Here is a 23,708-nt window from a genome sequence, read left to right as displayed (position 1 = left end):
TCTTCGCTCCCTTCATTGTACTCTGTCCGCCGAAAATGTTCCACGTGGAACATTTTCGGCGTTTTGATTTATTTCAGACTACTTCTGCTCGATGACGCACGCGCAGCGGCGGCACAGCCCATCGACGTGAGACGTCTCTTCGTACTTCCAGCAGCGCGGGCACTTCGTGCCTTTGGCGGGAAACACTTCGACGCGGATGTCGTCGTCGCTTTCCACCGTCCCGCCGAACTCGAAACCCGACGTGATGCACACCATCGCCCAGTCCTCGGCGCTCATGGCGTTTTTGTAGAACTCGGGCGCGGCCACGGCGACGCGGGCTTCGAGCGCCTGGCCGATCTTGCCGGCGGCGCGTTCGGCTTCCAGAGCCTTGCTGACGAGACCGCGCAGGAATTGGACTTTCTCCCATTTTTCCACAAGCTTGCCGTCCGTCTCGGCAGGTTCCGCTTCCGGCCAGCCGCCCAGAAAGACGCTCTCGGCCAGCGAAGGATCGATCGTGCGCAGCTGCTGCCAGATCTCCTCGGCCGTGAAGCTGATCACGGGCGCGAGCATGCGCGCCAGCGCGCAGACGGCCTTCCACATCACCGTCTGGCAGGCGCGGCGGCTCAGGCCGTCCGCCGCGTCGGCGTAAAGACGATCCTTGCTGGCGTCAAGATAGAACGAGCTCAGTTCGTTCACGCAGAACTGATGGATAACGGTGATAGGCATATGGAAATCATACGCCTCAAAACCTTCGGTCACGCGCTCGACAACGCGGTTCAGCAGCGACATGGCCCAACGGTCGAACTCGGGCATCTTGTCGAACGGCACGGAATCCCTGACCGGATCGAAGCCGTTCAGATTGCCGAGCATGAAGCGGGCCGTGTTGCGGATGCGGCGATATTCCTCCGACAGGTTCTTGATGATCCCGTCGGAGATGTGCACGTCGCTGCGATAGTCGGCGGAAGCCACCCACAGGCGCAGGATGTCCGCTCCGTCGCGATTCGTGATCCTCTCGGGGGCGACGCCGTTCTGCAGCGATTTGGACATCTTGCGTCCCTGCTCGTCGACGATGAACCCGTGCGTGAGGACGGCCCGGTACGGCGCTTTTCCGGCCACGGCCACGGAAGTGAGCAGCGAAGTCTGGAACCAGCCGCGGTGCTGATCGGCCCCCTCGAGATAAAGGTCGGTCGGCCAGCTCAGATAGGGACGGCTGGGCACGTCCATGACGGAGAAGTGGCTCGCGCCGGAATCGAACCATACGTCGAGAATGTCTTCGCCCTTCTTCAGATGATGACCGCCGCAGCGAGGGCAGACCGACAGATCGCCGAGCAGCTCTTCGGACGTGCTCGCCCACCAGACGTCGGAACCGCCCTCGGCGACTTTTTCCGCGACGCGGCGGATACGGGCGGCATCGAGGATCGTCTCATGGCAGTCCTCGCACTCGAACGCCGGGATCGGCACGCCCCACACGCGCTGGCGGCTGATGCACCAATCGGAGCGCTCGGACACCATGTTGTAGATGCGGTCGTGCCCCCAGCCGGGGATCCATTTCACTTCGTTGTCGATCACGTCGAGCGCGCGTTTCTTGAACGCGGCGACGTCGATGAACCACTGCGGCGTGGAGCGGAAAATGACGGGCTTGTGACAGCGCCAGCAGTGCGGATAAGAGTGCGAGATCTTCTTCAGGCCGAGCAAACGGCCGTTGGCTTCGATCACTTCCAGCGCCTTGCGGCCGCCCTTGTCCAGATCCAGGCCGGCGACGACGGGCGTGTCGGGCTTGTAATGTCCCGTGGCGTCGACGGGATTGTAATTTTCGATGTGATAGCGCTGCCCCGTCTCGAAGTCCTCGACGCCGTAGGCGGGCGCCGTGTGAACGCAGCCGGTGCCGGCGTCGAGCGTGACGTACGGAGCCAGCACGAGCGGCGTTTTGCAGGGATACATGGGATGATTGGCGGCGAGCAACTCCAGGTCTTTGCCCGCGACGGTCAGCAGGCGTCTGGAGAAATCGAGCCCGGTGTCGCGCGATACCGAATCGGCCATGCCGTCGGCGATCAGGTAAACTTTGTCGCCCACCTCGAAAAACGAGTAGTCGAAATTGGCGTTCAGCGTCACGGCGCGACTGGCGGGCAGCGTCCAAGGCGTCGTCGTCCAGACCACGACGTTCACGTCGCGGCCTTTCAGCGCGGGGAATCGTTCCGCCGCGTCATCGTCCATCTGATAGGCGACGAACACCGAGGGCGACGTGACGTCGGCGTACTCGATCTCGGCCGCGGCTTCGGCGGTCTGGCAGTCGATACACCAGTACACGGGTTTGGTGCCGCGGTAGACGAAACCTTTTTCCACGATCGTGGCCAACGTCTCCAGCTCGCGGGCTTCGAATTCCGGATTCAGCGTCAGATACGGCTCGTCCCAGAGCGAGAAGCAGCCCAGACGCTTCATGCCCTCGCGCTGCACGTCCACCCATTTGAGCGCATAATTGTGACACTTGGAGCGGAGTTCGAGCGCCGGCGTCGTGTCCTTGTTCAGGTGCTCGTCCTTGAGCACTTTCAGTTCGATGGGCAAGCCGTGCGTGTCCCAGCCCGGCACGTAAGGCACGTAGTAGCCGCGCATCGACTTGTACTTGACGATGAAGTCCTTCAGCGACTTGTTGAGCGCGTGTCCGATGTGGATCGCGCCGTTGGCGTAGGGCGGGCCGTCGTGGAACATGAAGGAGCGGCGGTCCTTGTTGCTCTCCAGCATTTTTTTGTAAATCTCGTTCTGTTCCCAGAATCTGACCGTTTCCGGTTCTTTCTTCGCCAAGCCGGCGCGCATGGGAAACTCGGTCACCGGCAGTTGAAGCGTTGACTTGTAATCAACCGACATGATGCCTCACCTCTTGATTTAAATTGTGCTCCGCATCATAGGCGGAATTCATGAACCTGTTTCAGAACACACCGCAAAAAAACAGGGAGGAAAGAGCCGCGCCCCGTCCTCCCTGTATTGCTCCACGACAAATTATAGCGTCGCCAGAGGAAGAGAACACGATGCATCGGCCGCCGCTATAATAATAATGACGCCTTTGTACTGACACTCAGCCGCATACATCTTCTCCACCTCCATAATAAGTAGTGTTGAATGTGATTTTAGCAGTCCCGCTCTGCTTCGTCAATTGTTTTCGCGTCGGAAATCGCGACTCATCGAACGCTTCCCAAACCATCGGTGATTGAAAAGCGGCCCCGCCTTGAAAGAAAAATGGCGGGGCCGCTCGTTTGCGGCAAGATCAAAAATTTGTCGTTCTCGTGAAACCGGAATCACTCCGCGATCATGAACGTCAGACGGGATACCAGGACGGACTCGTCGGCGACGGCCTTGTCGGCATAAGGCACTTTCACTTCCACGGAGGCGTTCCAATAGCCGGCTTTCGAGGGAATGATGTTGATAATGCCTTTCAGGTCGGTACGCCCATAGAACGCCTTGTACTCGTTGGCGGGATCGCCGTCCTTCGCGTCGCCGGCAAAACCTGCGTAAACGGCTTTCACTTCCGCCGTCTTGGCCGGTTTGCCGTCGACGAGGACCTGAACGGGGAAGAACTGTCCCGGCTTCACCGTCGCCGGATTCACCTGCGGCACCATCTCCAGGCGCTGCCCCACCGGCTTGGCGATGACGTCCATCCCCTCGGCGCCGTCAAGATTCAGGACGAGCTTGGCGTACATCGCCGCTTCCTCGGCATAAGTCGCGTCGGCCTTCGTCAGTTCCTTGTACTTGGCCTTGTCCGCCTGTTTCCATCCTTCCGCTCCCTTGGCCCAGAAGGTGGGCTTGTAGTTGCCGATCACCAGGTAGTCGCCTTTCTTCAGGTCGGCCGCCGCCTCGTAGTGGAAGTTGTCGGCACCGGTCTGGGCCATCTCCGTCGCGCCTTCGGCGGTAATGAGCTTCAGGGGCTCGAAGAGATGCGTACGGTCCGCGGCAATGGGTTCGGGGTCGGGATACTCGTGTCCGTAGCCCAAATCGGCTTTGAGAAGGCCGTCCTTATACTCGGCGTTCACCCAGAACTCGTGAGCCTCGGCGGAAACGCCGAAAGAAGCCGCAAAAAACGCCCCTGCGAGCAGAACGGAAAAAATTTTGCGCATGAAAATTCTCCTCCTTGTGCGTATATGCATCGAATGTCGATTCCTGCGAGAGGAACGAAGTTCCCTCGATTATTCCTCGTCCGGAGGGCATTTTCTGCCCCCACACCCACATCCGCACCCGCCGCAGCGTCCCTGTCGTGCGGAAACGATCCATCCGCGAAGCAGGTATCCTCCGGCGGCAAGCGCGATCAGGACAACGATCAGTTCCTGTGCGCCCATAGCCTGAAACCTCCTCTCTCTACCGTAAACCTCCTCAACGAACTACATCTTGGCAGCCTGAACCCAGATTACCGCATCCTGCGAGAGCTCCTTGCCCTTGAATTCCGTATCGGGGCCGACGCCCAGAGCGGCAAATCCCCACCAGCCCTCCCTGGGCATGGCGAAAACGAACGTGCCGTTGGCGTCGGCCTTGATCGTCAGAGTCACGAAGGCATCGTGCGGAGCGGAGATCGCGCCCTTCCTTTCGAAGGCGTTTTTCTTCAGGTCGGGGCGATGGTTCATGTACTCCACCTCGATCTCGGCGAAGGGAACCGGCTTTCCTGCGCTCTTCACGACGCCGCGGAACACCCCTCCGGCCCAGAGCGCATAAGGTTTGTCCAAGGGTACGATCTCCGCCTTGAGGCCCATGTCGGCATCCCATTCCGTGGGAAGACTGCCGTTGTTCACGATCGTTTTGGTGATTTGTTGGATATAGATATCCTCGCTCTTCTCGAAATAAGGAGCTGGAACCAGGCAGAAGACGTAATCGCCCATCCCCTTCAGCCTGAAAGAAGTCTCGAAGGCCCTGCCCTTGTTCTCCAGGCTCGTCCACGTGATGGGCTTCAGCGTCTTGAGCAGATCGGTCTTCTTTTGCTTGTTCACGACGAAGAACTCCTGCGGGGTCTCCATGTCCATCGTATGCCCCGCCTCAAAGGGGTGGGTGAAGACCAACTTCAGAGAGATCTCGCCGCCTTTGTCCAGAATCATCTCGGGGGTATAGAGCATCTGAAAGTGCGCCGCTGCGGGAAGAGCCGCGGCAAACAGCGCGCATATCGACAACAGGACCGCTTTTTTCACGTACGATACCCTCCTTTTCTTTTTTGAAATTCAGTATCCCGGCCTGATTCAATCAGGCCGCCTTACTTGATGTCGCCGCTTTTGACGGTGAGCGTGTGCCCGGGACCTCCGTCGAACGTGACGGAGAAGACGCCCTGCGGCTTGTCGAACGTCAGCTCGCCGCTCTCGTCCAGCTTGCCCTCGAAAACGACCTCGTTCTTCTCGTCGGTCACGCGGATGGGGATGTTCGCGGCCGAGGAGCCGTCGGAAAAGCCGCCCTCGCACGAGAGCGTGCCGTCGCCGTTGTCCCAGCACGAAAAGAGCGGGGTGTGGGCCAGGGCGGCGCCGGCAAGCGCCGCGACGAAGACGGCCGTGATCACGCCAGTCCACAACTTTCTGTTCATCCTAAAACCTCCGTAATTGTATGTCAGGTCAACGGTCCGAAGACCGCCGTCTGCCGAAGCGTAAACGGTTGCGATTCATTGGGGGGCGGGTCAATAAGTTTTCTTGGTTTTGATCAGCCCCAGCAGGATCGTTAAAGCCAGCGGGATCAGGTAGAAAATCCACATCGCCTCAAATCCGGTCAGGCCGAGAGCGGAACCGCCGGAAAAAACCAGCACGGCGGCCAGCAGCCCGAGGACGAGCGGCACGAAAAAGGCGAAGAGCATCCATTTGGTGGAGCCGGTCTGCACGCGGATCGCCATGATTGTGGGCAGACAGGGCGGACAGAGCACCATGAAGAGCATCAGCGCCATCGCGTGCAAAGGCGTGAGGTCTTCCTCCTGTCGTTTCATGCGCTGTTCCAGCGTGTCGGCGTTCTTCGATTCGCCGTCGCCCGTTTCCCTGATGTAAAGGGCCCCGAGGGTGGAGACGCTGTTCTCCTTGGCGGCCAAAGTGCTGAGCACGGCGACGTTGACGCGCCAGTTGAAACCGGCGTACCGCGAGAGGGGTTCCAGAGCGCGGCCGGTTTTGCCGAGCAGGCTGTTGTCGATGCGCTCTTTGCGGATGGCCGTCAGCGCGTTTGTTCGGAAAACGATCAGCTTTTTGAGCTCCTTTTCGAGCGCCTTCGCTTCGGGATCCTTCCTGTTCTGGATGATCTCGAAAAAGTCGGGATTTTCGAGACCGTAGGCTTTTTTCTTCTCGGCGGAAGCCCCGGACTTGAGTAATTCCCGGTAGCCCTGCTGGTAGAGGATCAGATCGAGGACGTCTTTCTCGCTCTTGAGCCCCGTTCCCAGCTTCTTGCCCTTCGCTTTGTCGAGGAAGCTCTGGACGGCGCGGTCTTTTTCCGCCTCGTAATGGGCTTCGCGTTCCGGAGACAGGCCGGGGAAGCGCAGCAGGACGAAGAGGATGACGGCGACCGCGGCGACGACGGTGGTGATTTTGCGGATGTACAGCCAGATCCGCTCGGCCGCGCGCCCCAGAACGCCGCGGAGCGTCGGGATGTGGTAGGGCGGCATCTCCATGATGAAAGGCGCCGTTTCCTTGTGCTTCAGCACTGTCATGGAAAGGATCTTGGCGATGGGCAGCACGAAGAGCAGGCTGATCGTCTGGATGAAGACGATGACGATGCTCTGCTGGTTGACGTTCCCCAGCAAGGGCAGGCGCACCGTTTCGTTGAAGTAGATGCCGATGAGCAGGAAGTACAACGGCAGTTTCGCCTGACAGTTGAGCATGGGAAGCGTCAGGATCGTCGCCAGTTTCGACTTCTCGTCGGGAATTCCCTTGGTGGCCATGACCGCCGGAACGGCGCATCCTCCCAGGACCACGCCGCCGAGGATCATCGGCAGCGTGGACTGGCCGTGCAGCCCGAAGCGGCTGAGGATGCGGTCAAGCACGAAGGCGATGCGCGGCATGTAGCCGCTGTCCTCCAGCACGGCGATGAGCGCAAAGAGAATGAAGAAGATCGGGATGTAGTTGAAGAGCGCGTTCAGATTGTCCACAATCCAGAGTACGAATTCCCGCACGATGGGCATATCTATGAGCCCGGGCTGGGGAAGGATACGCTCCGCAAAGCTGCGGATGCCGGCGAGGATGGGCCATGTGTAGTGGGTGAGATTGTAGCCCTGGATAAAGGAAAGGTAATAGAATCCGTAAATGACGAAAAGCAGGAAGACGGGGCCGAAAAATTTGTTGCAGACGGCCCGGTCGATGCGCTCGGAAAGCGGCGCTTTCGCGGACTCCTTTTTGACCGCGAAACGTTTGGCGATGGCCGCCGCACGGCGGCTGCGCTGGCCCGAAACGTAGATGTCCGCGCCAACGCCCTTCTCCCGCTCGAATCGCGCGCGCCATTCTTCCGCCCGCGCAAGGACGGACGCGCTCTCTTTCCCTTTGCCGCGCAGCAGCGCGGCGACGGCGGGATCACCTTCCATCAGTTTGACGGCGAGCCACGAAATGGGGAAGGCGCCTTTCAGGTTCTCTTCGCGGTTCAGCAGGACTTCCAGCTCGTCCAGGGCGTCTTTCAGGTCGGGATAGAGCTCGCAAACGGCGAGGCTGGCGCGAACGCCGGACTGCGACATGTCGGCGATGGCCTGCAGCAGATCTTCGCGGCCGCGTCCCTGGGTGATGGCCGTCGTCACGACCGGCGCGCCGAGTTCCCTGGAAAGTCCCGGAACGTCGATGGATACGCCCAGTTTTTCGGCCACGTCCATCATGTTCAGGTCAAGAATGAGGGGGATCTCCATCTCCAGAAGCTGGAGCGTCAGGTACAGGCTGCGCTTCAGGTTGGCGGCGTCTATGACGTTCACGACCGCGGAAAGCGGCTCGCAGAGGAGCACGTCGCGCGTGACGCGCTCTTCGGGAGAGTAGGATGTCAGGCTGTACGTGCCGGGAAGGTCGATGACTTCCACGTCTTCGCCGTTCCGTTTATACCAGCCCATCATTTTGTCGACGGTGACGCCGGGATAGTTGGCCACGAACTGTTTCGCTCCCGTCAGGCTGTTGAAGACGGTGGACTTTCCGCAATTGGGCTGTCCCGCGAGGGCTATGGTCTTCTTTGACATCAGAGTTTTTTCACTTTCACGAAACGCGCTTCTTCATGGCGCAGATTGACGAACGTTCCTTCCGCGTCCACCTCGATCGGGTCGCCGAGCGGCGCGCGGCGGACGACCTTGGCCGCGACGCCGGGATACAGGCCCATGTCGACCAGCCTCTGGGCGAGGATCCCTCTCCCCTCGATTTCCACGATTTGCCCCGATTCTCCCGGAGCCAGGTCTGCCAACGTCGTTTCGTTCATCGTCTGCACCTCTCTCGAAACAGTAAAAGCGTGCGTTCGGAATTTCCACCGCGCACGCGGTTCATCTTTGCGCCGGGAGCGCGAAAGAATTTACGAATCGTTCACGGTCACCATCAGGCGCGCGGCGACGTTTTGGTCCAGCGCCAGGCAGCTCGCGCCTCCCGCCGGCCGGACGATGACGTCGCCGTCCCGTTCCTGCAAGAGGGTGAGGATGCTGCCTTCGCTCAATCCCAGGCTTTCGAGGCGTTTGGACATTCTTGCGCCGCCGCCGGGATTTACGATTTTCAGGTCGACGTTCAGCGGCGCCGAGGAGAGAGGGAACATGAGATACCTCCTGAGACTGCGCGGCATTCGTTTTTCGGTGAGACCTTCCCGCCCGGGATCCTGCGATGGGACTCCGAATGCGCGCATTCGTATTCTTACTGAATTCTTAATGGAACTTATCAACGGCAGATCTCTTGTTCTTTGTCTTTTTTCTGCCTTCTCGCGATGTAATGCTTCAGAGCCAATGAATTTTTCTGCTGAAGACAGACGCATCAGTGTCACGGAAGCACGATCCCGTTCCGCGCAACGAGCTTACGTTCGATGAATTTTTTCGTTCTGCGTCAATCGCTTGCTTGACCGCGCCGTTGATGATCAGGTGAATTCGGCACAAAGCATCTGCCGCTTCCCGGGAGCATCAGGAATCCGACATGAGTTAGTTATACACAACTTACCGAGATTCTAACAACTGATTTCTTTCCTGTCAATAAGAATGGAATTTCTTGCGCTCTGTTCAATGATCAATCTACCGCCTCGGCTTCCAAAAATCTTGTACTTTTTCTTGATTGAAACGCTGGACAGCGAGAGCGTCTCAAGCGAAATCCGTACAGCGAGCCATGTCAATGTTTTTTATCACGAGTCAGTATCAACCGTCCCGAATACAAAGGGGCTCGCGAAATCCATTCGGAATTTTCGCGAGCCCCTTACTTCATAGATTCTATTTCATTGCGAAAAATCAGCCCTTGCGAGGCACATGGCGCGTAACGGCGACGCGGCAGGGGACGCCGGCCGGATGATCGGCCACGATGTCGCCCGCCCGGACCGGCGCATGGAGTACGATTCCTTTCAGGCTTTCGCGCACGGCCACGAGGTCCTTCAACGGGACGGCATCAAGCGTGCGCACGCTCGCCACGGGCAGCGCGCCGCCCTCGACCAGCACGTTCGTGGCAATGGTACGGCGCGGGTCCTCCACTTCCTGCTTCGCCCATCTGGCACCGCGCGGACACAGATTGCCCGTCACCGAAACAAGCTTCACTTTTTCGCCGCCGCTCGTCTCCGCTTGCAACGGACAGCCATTGGGACAGACGATACAAGTATATTCGCGGCGTTCGCTCACTGCACCGACACCTCCAAACTGCAGCAGCCCTTCAGATCAGCGGCCTTGACTCTGAGATGTTCCATCACGGCCGGATGAAGGCGCACCCGTTTTTCGCGCAGGATCTCACGGCCATCGGCGCTCACGACGAGACAGCGGTCACGACCGGGAGAGACGAGACGGAACGCAATGGACACGTTTTTTTCGCCGCTGAGCCGCGAAGGCGTAGTGTAACGCACGCCGGCGCCGGGACGAACGACGATGCTCTCTCTGCGAGGGACTTGTCCGAGAGCATAAGCCGCCGCGCGGGCGCCCGCTTCGGCCGCCTCCAGAGAGACCCAATCCACCAGATCGTGCACGTGTAGCACGTTACCGCACGAGAAAATGCCGGGGACGCTGGTCATGAAGTTGTCATCCACCGCCGCGCCGCCGGTCGCAGGATTCATTTCGATACCGGCCATGCGCGTCAGTTCGTTTTCGGGGATCAACCCGACGGACAGCAATAGCGTATCGCACTCGAAAATCCTCTCCGTGCCGGGGATGGGGCGGCGTCTTTCGTCCACCCGCGACACCTGCACGGCTTCGAGGCGGTCGTCGCCGACGATATCGGTCACGGTGGTGCTCAGATAAAGGGGAATGCCGTAATCGTTCAGACATTGCTGAATGTTGCGCGGCAGGCCGCTTGAGTAGGGCAGCAGCTCGAAAACCGCCTCGACGCCGGCGCCCTCCAAGGTCATGCGGCGTGCCATGATCAGGCCGATGTCGCCGGAGCCGAGGATGCAGATCTTTTTGCCGGGCATCATGTTTTCGAGATTGACAAGATTCTGCGCGGCCCCGGCCGTGTAAATGCCCGACGGACGCGTGCCGGGGATCGACAGAGCGCCGCGCGGGCGCTCGCGGCACCCCATGGCCAGCACGACGGCGTCCGCTCTGAGACGGACCATCTCGCCGCGACGGCTGACGAGCAGCTCGCGCTCCTTCGAAAGTTCCAATACCATCGACCCGGTCATGGCCTCGAGCCCCAACTCGCCGAAGCGGTCGATGTCGCGCTGGGCGTACTCGGGACCGGTCATGGCCTCGCCGAAACGATGCAGGCCGAAACCGTCATGGATACACTGGTTGAGAATGCCGCCCAAAAGTCGATCGCGCTCGACCAGCACCACGTTCCGGCAGCCGGCCTCGCAGGCCGAGATGGCCGCCGCCAGACCGGCGGGACCGCCGCCGATCACGGCGACGCCGCAGCGTCTTTCCCCGATCATCGGCCTTCACCCCCGTCGACCGCACAGCCTGCAAACATGTTGGACGCGACGCTGTGATCAACAAAGTCCGCCCACTCCCAATCGAATTCCTCGCGCAGCAGGCGAACGATGCGGGGAAGACAGAACCCGCCCTGGCATCGCCCCATGGAGACGCGGGAACGGTACTTGAGGCTGACGAAGGCCCGCGCGCCCAGCGGATTGTCGAGCGCGTCCAGCACTTCGCGTTTGCTGACGGCCTCGCAGCGGCAGATCATTTCGCCGTAGTCCGGATCCGCAGCGATCATGTCGGCGCGTTCCTCGGGACTGCGCTCGCTGAACGACAGAGCGCTGCCAGGACGTACGCCGTTGAAATCCGGGTTACGCCGCAGTTCCAGATGATTTCCCACAAAACCGAGTACCATCTCCGCGATCGCTGGAGAACTGGTCAGCCCCGGGCTCTCGATGCCGAGCACGTTGATGAAGCCTTTCACGTCAGGGCGGTCCTCGATCACGAAATCGGCGTTGCCGCCGACTTCCGGCGGCGTCCGTTTGGCGCGCAGGCCGGCGAACGTGCGAATGTAGTCGGACACGCGGATGTCAGGCAGCAGTTTGAGCCCTTCGTCGCGCAGCGACGCCATGACCGGCGCTCTGTTGCCGGTCCCGCGGGGCGAATCCTGATAGTCGGCGCTCGGCCCGATAAGGATATTGCCGTCCACCGTCGGCGTCAGGTGAATGCCCAGGCCGGGGTCCTTCGGGTTCGGCGTGGGATAGATCAGCGTGCGCAGCGAACCGTCGAGGCGCTTGTCGAGCACATAGTACTCGCCGCGGCAGGGATAAATGCGATAATCTCCGACGCCCGCCATCTCGCAGATTTTCGCCGCGAAAAGTCCCGCCGCGTTCACCAGCACTCGGCAGGTGAGCATGTCGCCACGATCGTTTCTCACTTCAAAGCCGCGCCCCTGCGGCAGCACGTTCACGTTCGCCACCGGCCAATCGAGTCGGATGTCGACGCCATTGGCCTTGGCGCTTTCGGCGAGGGCGATCGTCAGTCCGTAAGGCGAGATGATCGCGCTGGTCGGCGACCACAGCGCCGCGATCCCCCGCACGTCGGGCTGGATCTGACGCATGCGCGCCGGACCGATAATTTCCAGCCCTGGCACGCCGTTGGCCTGCCCCTGAGCGTGAAGGCGTTCGATGCCGGGCAAATCGTCTCTGTCAAGGGCGACTGTCAGCTTGCCAATGCGCCGGATCTTCACCTTCAAGTCGCGGCACAAATCATCCATCATGGCGTTGCCGCGCACGGCCAGTTCGGCGCGGAGCGTGCCCGGCTTGTAGTTGATGCCCGAGTGGAGCACGCCGCTGTTGCGGCAGCTCGTGCCGAGCGATACGTCAAGCTCGCGTTCGACGAGACAGGCGTCGATGCGATACTGCGCCAGTCCCCGCGCCACGGCGCACCCCACCACGCCGCCTCCGACGACGACTACGTCATAGTCCGTCTTCAATTGCCATCCCCCCAAAGATTGTCGCGCTATTTCCTCATCAAAAATCCGAACACAAGGCGCCGCGACGAATAAAAGCCGATCCCGTCGCCGCAGACGGAATCGGCCCATACTTTCAGCGTTAGAACGGCGCGGTCCCCGCCAGATCGAGCACGGCGCTGACGCAACAGCGCATTCCCACGGGGTCGGAGCCGCCGAAGCGGACTCGGCGGCCGTCGAGGCGTTCGACGAACGGCAGCGTTGCGGCGACATCGCATTGAGCGGTCTTGAGAAAAGCGATCTCGGCGGTCCAGGACGGAGCGAAATCCATCACAGACGCTTTTTTGCCGCGCACCAGCTGCGCCGCCTTGATGGCCGCGTCGTAAATGACCTTGTAGGTCTCTTCCGGCCCCAGGCAGGTCGCGGCCAAGCGCCCGCGAGCCTTTTTCACCGCGGCGGTGACGACTGTGTCGCCCCACAGGGCGCGGGCTTCGCGGCAGGCGGCGTCGTCGCCGGTCACCAACGCCACGGGGATTTTTTTGCCGGCAGCGGCCGCGGCGTTGATGCCGATCTCGCCCACTTCAAGGCCGTTCAGTTTCACGCTGTAAACCACGTTCGGATCGATGGTGTGATCCAGCACCGCGCACTGCGTGCCGGCCATGGCGTGGTAACAGAGGAAGAAGATGCCGTCGCACTCGTCGAAGCCTTCCATCATCCCCAGCGTTTTGGGCGAACCGCTGGTCAGCCGCGCCCCCTTCGGCCACTCGCCGATGTCCAGATTGGTCATGTGACTGTGAGCGTCGTTGACGATCACCTCGTCGGCGCCGCCGTCCAGGGCGCCGCGCACCGCCGCGAGCACGTCGCGCTGCTGCATCTTGCAGCCGAAGGCGTATTCCGGGCGGCGGCTGTCGCACTGCGCGATGGACGTGACGCCCGTAGCGCCTTCCATGTCGGCGCTGATAAAAATTCTCATCGGGCGGCTACTCCTTTTCCGCCGATTTTGCGGCGGGCGGCTTCACAGCCCCCACGGGGCGCCCGACCATCAGCTCGGGGCGGACGGCAGCGTCGAATTCCTTGGCCGACAGGTACCCCAGCGCCAGCGCCGCTTCGCGCAGCGTCGTGCCTTCGCCGTTCGCCTTTTTGGCGATCTCGGCGGCCTTGTCGTAGCCGATCTTCGGCGCCAGCGCCGTGACCAGCATCAGGCTGCGGCTCAGGTTCTCGGCGATGCGCGCCTCGTTGGCCTCCAGTCCGGCCAGGCAACGGTCGGTGAAGGAGTTCATCGCGTCGCCGAGCAGGCGGCAGCTCTGCAAAAAATTGTAGGCAATCACGGGCAAAAACACGTTCAGCTCGAAGTTGCCCTGCGACGCCGCGAAGCCGACGGCCGCGTCGTTGCCCATCACCTGCACGGCCACCATGGTCACGGCCTCGCACTGGGTGGGGTTGACCTTGCCGGGCATGATCGAACTGCCCGGTTCGTTCGCGGGGATCTTCAGCTCGCCGAGGCCGCAGCGCGGGCCGGAGGCGAGCCAGCGCACGTCGTTGGCGATCTTCATCAGGTCGGCGGCCAGCGCCTTGAGCGCGCCGTGCAGCGATACGATCTCGTCGCGGCTGGTGAGCGAGTGGAACTTGTTGGGCGCGGAACGGAAATCCACGCCGGTGATGTCGCCGATCGCCTGCGCCGCGAATCTGCCGAACTGTTCGGGCGCGTTCAGCCCCGTGCCCACGGCCGTGCCGCCGAGGGCCAGCTCCTTCATGAACTCCGCGGCCGTCATGATCATGGCCTGGCAACGTTCGAGCATGCGCGCCCAGCCGCCGATCTCCTGTCCCAGCGTCAGCGGCGTGGCGTCCTGCAGGTGCGTGCGCCCGATCTTGACCAGATCCATGTACCGTTCCGACTTGGCCTGCAAACACTCGCGCATCTTTTCCAGCGCGGGGAGCACGCCTTTTTCCACGGCCAGCACGGCGGCGACGTGCAGCGCCGTGGGGAACGTGTCGTTGCTGCTTTGGCTACGGTTGACGTGGTCGTTGGGATGGATCTTCCGCCCCAGACGCTCGGAAGCGAGACGGGCAATCACCTCGTTGACGTTCATGTTGCTCTGGGTGCCACTGCCCGTCTGCCAGACCTTGAGGGGAAATTCTTCCCAGCAGTCGCCGGCCAGCAGTTCGTCGGCCGCGCGCATGATCGCCTCCGCGGTTTCGGCGTCGAGCGCGCCAAGGCGGCCGTTGGCCGCGGCGGCGGCTTTCTTGAGGATCAAAAAGGCTTCGATGATCTCGCGCGGCATCGTCTCCGTGCCGATGCGGAAGTTCTCGTAACTGCGCTGCGTCTGCGCGCCCCAGTGGCGCTCGGCGGGAACGGCGATCTCGCCCATGCTGTCTTTTTCGATACGGTAATCCATGGATAATTCGCTCCTTTCCATCTTAAGAAAAGATTCTCTGCGCAAAGTGTACCACGAAACGGCCGCGCCGGCGCAGAACGATTTTTGTTTTCCGCTCAAATCATCCGCCACGAACGGCGTTCTTTGCGTTAAAATAAGAAATTATGCCGTACGCTCTTATTTGCCAGAGGAGGAATGCGTCGATGGCAACATATGCAGAAAAAGAGAAACTGCCGCTCCCGCCGCTGTGGGAACTGACCAGGCACGAGGCGGCCATTGTCGCGACGCGGTGGAACGCCGATCCGATCATTCATGTGCCCGAAGGCTACAACCTCGAATCGGACGCGTCGGCCTTTTTCAAGGCGGCCGACTGCCCCAACTCGCCTTATTTTCCGGAGCTGGATTTTTACCACATGTACAGCCAAGGCTCGCGCACGATCCTGCCCTGTTTTCGCACCTACCAGCAGACGCGCGATTACAGCTGCGCCTCGGCCGTAGCGCTGATGGTCATGTATCACTTCGGTTATTACGACTGGCGGGAGCTGGAAATCGCCGACAAGATGGCGGCCTTTCACGGCTTGCCCACGGAGTCGCGCCGCCCGATCCCGGTCAAAGATCTGGTTCATTTCTTCGAGGCGATCGGCTGGGACGTGCAGTCAAACCTGCCCTTCGCCGCCAAAGCGCCGCAAGACGCCGCGCCCTATAATCCGTGGCGTTGCGCCGAGGCCAAAAGCTTCCCGACGCTGGACAGCTTCGCGCGTTTTTGCCGCCGAACGCTGCGCGAAGGCGCTCCGATTATGGTCGAGAACATCGACTGGGGCGCGCATTGGCGGGTCATCATCGGCTACGACGACATGGGCACGGGCAATCCCGCCCACGGCGTGCTGATCCTCGCCGACCCGCACGACACGGCCGACCATTGCCAGGACGGCTACGTGGTGGAACACATCGACAAGTTTTACAGCACCTGGTACGATATTTTCGTCATGGAACGGGACGAGTGCACCCAGCCCTGGGTCGTCGCCTGTCCGCCCCGAAAGGAAGGAGGCCTTTGGCCATGTACCGTGAAAAAGAACCGCTGATTCGTTTCGGCGTCGCCGTGCCGGAAAATCTTCTGCAGAGTTTCGACAAGCGCCTCGAAAGCGCCGGCCTCCCCAACCGCTCGGAGGCACTGCGCCAGCTGATCCGCGAGTACGTCAGCCGCGACACCTGGCAGAAAGGGTCGGGGCAAGTCTACGGCACGATCACGCTCACCTACAATCACCACAGCAACGACGTGACGGCGCGCCTCACCGCTCTTCAGCACGATTTCGGCGACATCATCGTGTGCACCACCCATGTCCACGCCGATCACGATCACTGCCTCGAGACCGTCATCGTCCGCGGCGACGTGGAAAGCGTAAAGAGATTTATCGCTTCGCTGCGCGCGCTCAAAGCCGTCAGCTCCGTCACTCCGGTGATCGCCGTCCTCGTCTGAGATGCAAAACGCCCTCAACCCGATGGGCAGCGCGCCCATTCCCCGCCTGATCCTCCGCTTCGCCCTGCCGGCTACGGTCGGGGTGTTGGCCAACGCCCTTTACAACATCGTCGACCGCGTCTTCATCGGCCATTACGTCGGCGCCGAAGGGCTGGCGGCTATTTCCGTCGTCTTTCCCATCATCCTGCTGGTCGTCGCCTTCAGCGCCCTGATCGGCGTGGGCACGGCGTCGCAGATTTCGCGCAATCTCGGCGCGCAGGATCTGGAGCGGGCCGAAATCGCTTTCGGCAACGGCCTCACGGCCACCGCTTTTTTTCTGGCGCTGACGGTGCCGCCGCTGCTGATATGGCTGCCCGAAGTCGTGCGCCTGTGCGGTGCGACGGAGCGCATCATGCCGCTGACGGAAACTTATCTGAAGATCACCGGCCCCGCCATTCCCTTCCAGTTTTTCGGCATGGTTCTGGCCGCCGCCATGCGAGCCGAAGGGCATCCGCGCCACGTCATGTGGTCGATGGTGCTCGGCTCGCTGCTCAACGTCGTCCTGGATTGGTGGTTCATCGCCGGGCTCGGCATGGGCGTGGCCGGCGCCGCATGGGGGACGGCGGGAGCCCAGCTCTTCGCCCTCCTCTGGTTGCTGGCCTTCTACGCGCGGCGCTGCGGCGCGCTGCGGCTGACGCTCGACCGTTTCCGTCCCCGCCACGCCGTGATAGCGGAAATGTGCGCCGTGGGGCTGTCCCCCTTCCTGATCAACGTTTTCTTCTCGGTTATGCTGACGGCCTTCAACCTGCTGCTGGGCAAATACGGCGGCGAGATGGCCATATCCGCCATGGGCATCTTCTTCGGCCTCGACAGCCTGCTTTTCATGCCCGTCACCGGCATCGGCGAAGGCGCCATGCCGATCATCGGCTACAATTACGGCGCGCGCAACTTCGCGCGCCTGCGCGAGACCGTGAAGATCGCCCTGCTGCTCTCGATCGGCTACTATATTTTGTCCGAAGCGGCGGCGATGCTCTGGGCCGAGAAACTGGCCTCCCTCTTCACCGACGACAATCCCGAGCTGATTGCCCTCACGGCCCGCTGCATGCGCATCGGCTACGCCGCCCTTCCCTTCAGCGGTGCCGCGATCATCATCGGCTATACGCTCGAGGCGCTCGGGCGGGCGCGGGCGTCTTTCTGTTTCAACCTGATCCGCCAGCTCGTCGGCATCGCGCTGATCGTCATCCTGCCGAGATTCCTCGGCGTCGACGGCGTCTGGATCACCTTCCCAGCCATCGACCTTGTCGGCGGTCTCGCCGCCGCGCTGCTGCTGCGCCGCGAAGCGCGGAACCTGCATCGAACGAAAAACTGCGGCGTCGGGATAAAAGCCTCCGCCGCGCACACTCCAAATCCATGAAATATCGCTTTTCGCCGCTGTCAAAAACGCCGATAAAACCGCGTCGTTCACGATAACGCAGCTTTCTTCCCCCTTCCGACCGTTTGTCAGCGTCACTTTTTTTCAGAACTGTCGGAAGGGATTTTTCGAAAAAAACACTGTTCATACATGATTTAATGATGAAGCGAGTGCGACGGCAATGTCGTCGCACTCGCTTCATTTGTTCTGCTGTCAGCCCAACAGATCCTCCTGATCGTCCACGTCGGGGCGCAGGATCCGCACGGTCTCCTCCTGGAACCAGTCGTAAAGGGTGTCTTTCGGTTCTTTCTGCGCGCGCAGGCGTTCGATGCTCGTACCGAGGATGTAAAACGGGCGGCAGGGCTCGATCAGATCGCGCCCCCAACGCCGCAGCGTCGCCGTCAGCTCCGCCAGCTGCGCTTCGGCGTCGGTGACAAGAGCCAGCAGCGTCCAGTCCTCCTGCTCCTCGGCGTCGAGATCGTACCAGCCGGGGACGTACACGCGCCGCTGCTCCATCAAAAAGACGTGCAGCCGCCCGATCAGCGGCAGCAGCTTCCGGGGATCGTCGCCGCATTTCACGGCGAACAGCAGATCGACGTTATAAAACCCGAAGCGATCCGACGCCATAGGCTCAAAACCCTTGTAATGGTTGAAATCGTAACGGCTGCGCAGCACGAAGTCGATCGTCAGCGTTCCCGCGGGCGCAGCGTTTTCTTTCGCCCAGGCATCAAGCCCCGCCTGGCCGGGAGCGGGCAGGCCGCGCGCCCCCACGCCCCAATTCGGAAAGGCCTCCGTAAACGATTCGACGAGCGGATGCTGCGGCCAGATCGCCCTGACGCGCTCGCCCTCGAAGGCAAAATACCGATCGTCAGGCAGACACGGCACGACGGGGAACGTTTCGCGATGAGTGACTTCCTTGACGCCCCACTGCTGACGGAACGCACGATCGAGCAGCTGGCACATGCGGTTGTGTTCCAGTGCCCGGCGCGCCCGCGCCTCGTCGTCCGTCGGCGCGTCCATGTCCGCGGCCGGAACGCCGGTCGACCGCGCCAGCTCGCGCCGCGCCGCCTCGCCCTTGGGCGTCAGCACATAGCCGCCGCCACGGCGCGCCAGCTCGCCGTTTTCAAGCATCCCGGCCAGCGACGAGGGGTCGTCGCCGGCCAGCCGCACCGTCTCCTCGTCCCAGCAGGGAAATTCGGGAGAAAACAAAAGGATCGAAGATTCCATGATCGTTCCTCCTCCGTTTAGGAGAAATAATTTTCCCATGACAATTTTACAAAACGGGCGCCTTTTTTCGCAAAAAGGCGCCCGTTTTTTCACGCTTGAATTGAAGAGATTTACAGACGCCCGTTCCGCTCGTCGGCGTTGAGGGCTTTCCAAAAGCCCCAGCAGGAGAAGAACATGATGAACGCGAACGGAGGCGCCGTGCACAACGAGATGGTCTGAATGTTGATCAGGCCGCCGGTGGTCAAAAGCACGACGGCCAGAGCGCCCATGAGGACGCCCCAGATGGCCATCTTGGCCTTGGACGGATCGCTGGTGCCGTGCTGGCAGTACGCGGCCAGAACGAACGTGGCCGAATTGGCCGAAGTGACGAAGAACGTCGTGATCAGCACGATCATGCCGTAAGACATGGCGGTGCCGAGAGGATAGTGCTTGTACAGCTCGAAGGCGCCGACGGAAACGTCCTTGATGACCTCCGCCGCGATCTTGACGTGCTGGACCAGCTCCAGATGCAGCGCCGAAGTGCCGAAGATGGCGAACCAGACCGCGCTGCCGAGCGCGGGAACGATCAGAACGCCGGCGATGAACTCGCTGATAGTGCGGCCGCGGGAAATGCGGGCCACGAAAGCGCCGACGAAAGGCGCCCAGGCGATCCACCAGGCCCAGTAATACAGCGTCCAGTTGGCGAGATGCTTCTGGTACCCGGCGCCGTAGGGATCCATCATGAAGCTCTCTTCGACCAAGCCGCTGAGGAAATCGCCGATACCCGTCATGAAAGACTCGACGATCGGCAGCGAAGGGCCGACGATAAACATCAGGGCCATGAGGATGAAGCACACGCGGATGTTGAAATCGGCCACCTTGGAAATGCCCTTTTTGATGCCGAGCACGGCCGAACCGGTGTAAAGCACGGCAAGAATCGCGATGATGACGACCTGAACGAACGTGGTCTTGGGCAGTCCGAAGACGGTGTTGGCGCCCGAGTTCAACTGCAGCGTGCCAAGGCCCAGAGACGTGGTGATGCCGCCCAGCGTGGCGAACGTGGCGAGAATGTCGACGATTTTGCCGAACGTCCCCTTGACGGCCTTCTCTCCGGCCAGCGGGATGAAGATCGAACTGATCAGACCGGGCGCGTTGTAGCGGAACTGATAGTAGGCCAGCGGCATGGCGATAACGGCGTAACCTGCCCAGGGGTGCAGCCCCCAGTGGAAGAAGGAGATCTGCAGCGCGTCGCGGGCGGCCTGAACGGACTCGGGCGCTGCGCCAAAGGGCGGATTGGTGAAATAAATCAGCGGCTCGGCGGCGCCGTAAAACACCAGCCCCACCCCCATGCCGGCCGAGAACAGCATGGCGAACCAGGCAAGATTGCTGTACTCGGGGCGGTCCTCCGCCTTGCCCAGGCGGACTTTGCCGAAACGGCCGGCAGCGATGAAGAGGCAGAAGATGACGAAAACGTTCATGAAGAACATGTATCCGGCGCCGAAATAAGTCGTCAGGCCGTTGAACAGCGACTTGGCGAAAGTGCCGAAGGAATCGGGCGACAGCAGCCCCCAGAGGACTGCCGCAAAAGTGATCAATATCGAAACGTAATAAACCGCGTTGCTCTTGGTATCAACGCAGCCTGACCAGTCAAGCCGGCCGTGGTCGAGAGGATTCCGTGAAACTTTGTCCGACATTCAAGTGACTCCTTTCACAATGGGAAGGAACATTTAAAACAAGGGGCTGAAATTCGCGTTTGAAAAACGTCCTTTCAGCCCCTCGAACCTACTGCCTTGTCTCTTGTCGAGAGAATCTCGCTCCGCCGTTCCGTCAGATCAGAACTTGGAGGGGAACACCGTCGGTTCGGTAATATCCGTCGCCAGAGCGTTCAGAGCCGCCTCGACGCGGCTGGTGCGCAGCTGCCACTCGGCTTCGGCGCTCAGTTCGGGATCGCCCAGCGGATAGGGAACGGACACGGTCTGGACCATGCGGTTGGCGCCGACGGTCTTGGCCACGTCAATCAAATTGCACATCACGACCACGGGAATACCGCTTTTTTCGATTTCTTTGCCCATCGTTGCCCCGCAACGAGTGCACGTGCCTCAGGTGGCGGTAAGCACGACGGCGTCGACTTTGGCGGCGTGAAGCTCGGCGGCGATCTCTTTGCCGAACTTGGCAGCAAAAGCCTGGGTCGTGCCGGTGCCAACAGTCACATAGTAATAATCATAGAGTTTGCCGATCTTGCCCTGCTTCTCGAAGTAGCGCATAGCATCCACAGGGATGCCGCGATCGGGAATGTGGCACATGGCGGCGGGGTCGAAGCCGGCGTGGATCGTCTTGAACACGCCCTCGGGCAGGTTGTCGAGCTTGGAGATGTCGTACTTGCCCCACTTCTGGGCGGAAGCGCTCTGGATGCGGTCGGGATTGTCCACGGGCACGACGCCGGAGGAGGAAACGAGCGCGACGGTGGCGTGAGACAGATCCTTGAGCGCGGGGGCGGGGGGGATCTTCTCCATCTTGGGAATGATCAGCTCGGTCTGGAACGGCTCGCCCTTGAGCTTCTTGAGCAGCATGTCGATGACGCGATCGGCGGCGATGCGCCCGTCGGGCTGAGGGATCTCGGCGCGGATGCCGCGGGGGAAATAGCCTTCCTGAGCGGCGGGCAGAAGCTCTTCGCCCTTGGCGATCTTCTTGGCGAACGCGGCCATGGCGGTCACGTCGTCCTTCATGAAAGTCGCCTTGCGGCCGCCCTTGAAGATGTAGCACACGGATTTGTACTCTTCGACGCCGGGGTTCTCCTCGTTCATGGAGGTGATCACGGGCACGTGATAGCGCTCGGCCACCGCCTTGCACATGATGCCGCAGCCGACGCCGTAACGTCCGGCCATGAAGGCGGGACCGGCGAAGAAGATGTCGAATTTCTTCGTGTCGAGCCAGGCGAAGATCTCTTTCAGGGCCTCGTCGGTGTGGTTGGTGATGTAGTTGTCGCCGCAGACGATGGTGTTGGTGACTTCGATGTCGGGCTTCACCATCTGGTTCAGCATCATCGAGCAGCCGACGAGATTGTCGTGGAAAATGGGCTTGGCGTCAGCCGCGTCTTCGCCGCCGACTTGGCCGAAGAACTGGTTGATGTAGTGAATCGCTTTCAGCATTTTATTTTTGCCTCCCCGATTTAAAAATCAGCGCAGGTTCTCTTGGAGTAGCCGCTGATGTGGTTGGCGCAGAACATGCCGTTGTTTTCCATCACGAAGGAGCCGTCGGGATGGATGCAGCCTTCCCAGCCGCCGGAGTTTCCGTCGCGGGCCAGCGCTTCGAGCTCGCCGATCACTTCCATCTTCGGGAACTCGTACATTTGCGAGACGTTGCCGGTGGTCACCAGCGCGTCGGTGGCGGGATTCATGGAGACGAGGGGCTGAGACGCGCCGTCGCGGCCGGTGCACTCGTCCGACAGGCCGATGGTCTTGATGCCGAGGCGCTCGAGCTCGACCAGCATGGCGGTGTAATCGACGTCGGGGTTGCCGTACCCTTCTTCGACGACGACCGCGGCGTCGACGCCGAGCGAGGAACAGATCTGACCGGCCATCTTGGCGCAGCGGACCTTTTCGTCCATTTTCACGTTCAGCGTGGACATGACGACGCCGAGGAAATTGATGGTCTTGCCGTGCTGCTCGTAGAGCTTCTTGATCATCGGATTGACGGCGAACTCGTAGGTCGAGATTTTCGAGGACGTGGGCATGAAGGAACCCGACACCATGCAGCCGTCGAGCAGCTCGTTGGGATGCATGAAGGTGGGCAGGATGTGGTTGCCGTCCCAGCCGTAGATCAGCGTGTTGTAGCCCATCGTCTCCATCTGGGTCTGCGGCTGGAGCAGATAAACCACGCGGGGCAGCTTGTCCACTTCGGGGCCGCGTTCGTTCAGGGCGGGCAGGTCGTAGACTTCGATGTTCTCGGGTTCGAGATCTTTCACGCACTGGCCAACGTATTCGGCAAGGCGCATGCCGGCCCAGCGCAGGGCGTGGTTTTTCTTCTGCTGCTCACGCTTTTCGAACTCTTCGTCGGTGTCGGCCACCAGCACCAGATTGGGCATATCGCCGAAGATGGTGTGATGTTGATACTTGCCGCCCATGGCGATCAGACCGTCCTGGAATCCCCCCCAATGTTCGCCGACGACGAGCAGCGAGCAGTCCTGCAGACAATGCGTGCGGCCGGAACCGGCGATCTCCATCTCGGACAGCACGCCGGGGAAGATCCCGTGGCCGCCGGATACTTTACAGCGCATTTCCAGCGCTTCCTTGACGGGGCAGAGCACCACTTCGTCGCCGGGATGTACGATCTTCAGATCGGCGGTGGTGATGTGCTCGTCTTCCTTGACGACCTTGAGCAGTTCTTCCTTGTTGACGGTGAGAATGCCCTTGCTGTAGCCCGTATGGTCGCCGAACTTGATGTCGGTCACATGAAAGGCTCCGATTTCAAGTCTCATAACTGAAATCACTCCTTCTTCAAGATTCGCGGGAATCAAATCCCCTCCGATGCCCCTTCGAGATGACCGAACGATCTCAGCCCGGTCACTCCATTCCCTCTGCGTTGCTTTTCACGATTGGATTATAATGAAAAAGAATGAATGACTTCCATAATGAAAAATGTGAAAATGTCCGTAGTAAAAATTATGACGCGTCGCTCGCGATAATTCGACGGCGTCGCTCAACGTGTTTTATCCCCCGTTCCCGGTCAAAATGTTCCACGTGGAACATGCACAAAGAGCCGCCTCGATCGATGCGAGGCGGCTCTTTGCCGTTGTTTCCTGACGAAATTCTCATGATGGTTCGTTGTCTGCCGCA

General features: G+C 60.8%; 20 protein-coding genes. 3 read left to right on the top strand and 17 right to left on the bottom strand.

The window, feature by feature from the left end:
* Positions 1-78: 78 nt before the first annotated feature.
* The 13 genes from ileS to fumC all read right to left on the bottom strand — a co-directional run bounded on the left by ileS (position 79) and on the right by fumC (position 14,821).
* Positions 79-2,841, bottom strand: a complete 2,763-nt coding sequence (gene ileS, locus FYJ74_RS03560) for an isoleucine--tRNA ligase (protein WP_154528232.1) — start codon at positions 2,839-2,841, stop codon at positions 79-81.
* A gap of 428 nt (positions 2,842-3,269) precedes the next feature.
* Positions 3,270-4,085 (bottom strand): DUF4198 domain-containing protein, encoded by an 816-nt coding sequence (locus FYJ74_RS03555; protein WP_154528231.1) that lies wholly within the window; start codon positions 4,083-4,085, stop codon positions 3,270-3,272.
* Between the two features lie 69 nt (positions 4,086-4,154).
* On the bottom strand, positions 4,155-4,304 hold the full coding sequence (locus FYJ74_RS03550) for a FeoB-associated Cys-rich membrane protein (RefSeq protein ID WP_009164567.1): 150 nt from the start codon (positions 4,302-4,304) through the stop codon (positions 4,155-4,157).
* Between the two features lie 42 nt (positions 4,305-4,346).
* Positions 4,347-5,141 (bottom strand): DUF4198 domain-containing protein, encoded by a 795-nt coding sequence (locus FYJ74_RS03545; RefSeq protein WP_326830859.1) that lies wholly within the window; start codon positions 5,139-5,141, stop codon positions 4,347-4,349.
* A gap of 62 nt (positions 5,142-5,203) precedes the next feature.
* Complete coding sequence (locus tag FYJ74_RS03540; RefSeq protein ID WP_154528230.1) at positions 5,204-5,524, bottom strand: hypothetical protein; 321 nt, start codon at positions 5,522-5,524, stop codon at positions 5,204-5,206.
* 90 nt (positions 5,525-5,614) lie between these two features.
* Positions 5,615-8,119, bottom strand: a complete 2,505-nt coding sequence (gene feoB / locus FYJ74_RS03535; RefSeq protein ID WP_154528229.1) for a ferrous iron transport protein B — start codon at positions 8,117-8,119, stop codon at positions 5,615-5,617.
* Positions 8,119-8,352, bottom strand: coding sequence for a FeoA family protein (locus FYJ74_RS03530; RefSeq protein ID WP_154528228.1), 234 nt, complete (start codon positions 8,350-8,352; stop codon positions 8,119-8,121). Before FYJ74_RS03530 ends, feoB begins: the two co-directional genes overlap by 1 nt.
* Positions 8,353-8,442: 90 nt before the next feature.
* Positions 8,443-8,676: a FeoA family protein gene (locus FYJ74_RS11600; RefSeq protein ID WP_195838784.1), complete on the bottom strand. Its 234-nt coding sequence runs from the start codon at positions 8,674-8,676 to the stop codon at positions 8,443-8,445.
* A 673-nt stretch (positions 8,677-9,349) separates the two neighbouring features.
* Positions 9,350-9,730 carry a DUF1667 domain-containing protein gene (locus FYJ74_RS03520; RefSeq protein ID WP_320633388.1) on the bottom strand — a complete coding sequence of 127 codons (381 nt, stop codon included), beginning with the start codon at positions 9,728-9,730 and terminating at the stop codon, positions 9,350-9,352.
* Positions 9,727-10,968 carry an NAD(P)/FAD-dependent oxidoreductase gene (locus FYJ74_RS03515; RefSeq protein ID WP_154528225.1) on the bottom strand — a complete coding sequence of 414 codons (1,242 nt, stop codon included), beginning with the start codon at positions 10,966-10,968 and terminating at the stop codon, positions 9,727-9,729. Before FYJ74_RS03515 ends, FYJ74_RS03520 begins: the two co-directional genes overlap by 4 nt.
* Entirely contained in the window at positions 10,965-12,449 is a 1,485-nt protein-coding gene (locus FYJ74_RS03510; protein ID WP_154528224.1) for an NAD(P)/FAD-dependent oxidoreductase, read from the bottom strand. The genes FYJ74_RS03515 and FYJ74_RS03510 overlap by 4 nt, the downstream gene beginning before the upstream one ends.
* A 118-nt stretch (positions 12,450-12,567) precedes the next feature.
* Entirely contained in the window at positions 12,568-13,398 is an 831-nt protein-coding gene (locus FYJ74_RS03505; RefSeq protein WP_154528223.1) for a M55 family metallopeptidase, read from the bottom strand.
* Positions 13,399-13,405: 7 nt separating this feature from the next.
* On the bottom strand, positions 13,406-14,821 hold the full coding sequence (fumC, locus tag FYJ74_RS03500; RefSeq protein ID WP_154528222.1) for a class II fumarate hydratase: 1,416 nt from the start codon (positions 14,819-14,821) through the stop codon (positions 13,406-13,408).
* Positions 14,822-15,003: 182 nt separating this feature from the next.
* Between fumC and FYJ74_RS03495 the strand changes: the two genes are divergently transcribed.
* From FYJ74_RS03495 to FYJ74_RS03485, 3 genes are read left to right on the top strand one after another with little or no spacing between them, the layout of a single operon-like run.
* On the top strand, positions 15,004-15,882 hold the full coding sequence (locus FYJ74_RS03495) for a papain-like cysteine protease family protein (RefSeq protein WP_154528221.1): 879 nt from the start codon (positions 15,004-15,006) through the stop codon (positions 15,880-15,882).
* On the top strand, positions 15,858-16,277 hold the full coding sequence (gene nikR / locus FYJ74_RS03490; protein ID WP_154528220.1) for a nickel-responsive transcriptional regulator NikR: 420 nt from the start codon (positions 15,858-15,860) through the stop codon (positions 16,275-16,277). Before FYJ74_RS03495 ends, nikR begins: the two co-directional genes overlap by 25 nt.
* A gap of 22 nt (positions 16,278-16,299) precedes the next feature.
* Positions 16,300-17,670: an MATE family efflux transporter gene (locus FYJ74_RS03485; RefSeq protein ID WP_195838783.1), complete on the top strand. Its 1,371-nt coding sequence runs from the start codon at positions 16,300-16,302 to the stop codon at positions 17,668-17,670.
* Between the two features lie 210 nt (positions 17,671-17,880).
* Here FYJ74_RS03485 and FYJ74_RS03480 read toward each other — a convergent pair whose 3' ends face one another.
* The 4 genes from FYJ74_RS03480 to FYJ74_RS03465 form a co-directional block, all read right to left on the bottom strand.
* Positions 17,881-18,894 (bottom strand): hypothetical protein, encoded by a 1,014-nt coding sequence (locus tag FYJ74_RS03480; protein ID WP_154528218.1) that lies wholly within the window; start codon positions 18,892-18,894, stop codon positions 17,881-17,883.
* Positions 18,895-19,004: 110 nt separating this feature from the next.
* Entirely contained in the window at positions 19,005-20,567 is a 1,563-nt protein-coding gene (locus tag FYJ74_RS03475) for a BCCT family transporter (RefSeq protein ID WP_154528217.1), read from the bottom strand.
* A 138-nt stretch (positions 20,568-20,705) separates the two neighbouring features.
* Entirely contained in the window at positions 20,706-22,022 is a 1,317-nt protein-coding gene (locus tag FYJ74_RS03470) for a glycine/betaine/sarcosine/D-proline family reductase selenoprotein B (protein WP_154528216.1), read from the bottom strand.
* Between the two features lie 20 nt (positions 22,023-22,042).
* The gene (locus FYJ74_RS03465; RefSeq protein ID WP_154528215.1) at positions 22,043-23,350 is read right to left on the bottom strand and encodes a glycine/sarcosine/betaine reductase component B subunit; all 1,308 of its coding nucleotides are present in this window, start codon (positions 23,348-23,350) and stop codon (positions 22,043-22,045) included.
* Positions 23,351-23,708: the final 358 nt, after the last annotated feature.

The sequence above is a fragment of the Pyramidobacter porci genome (assembly GCF_009695745.1).
Classification (GTDB): domain Bacteria; phylum Synergistota; class Synergistia; order Synergistales; family Dethiosulfovibrionaceae; genus Pyramidobacter; species Pyramidobacter porci.
This window is presented reverse-complemented; position numbering and strand designations above follow the sequence as displayed.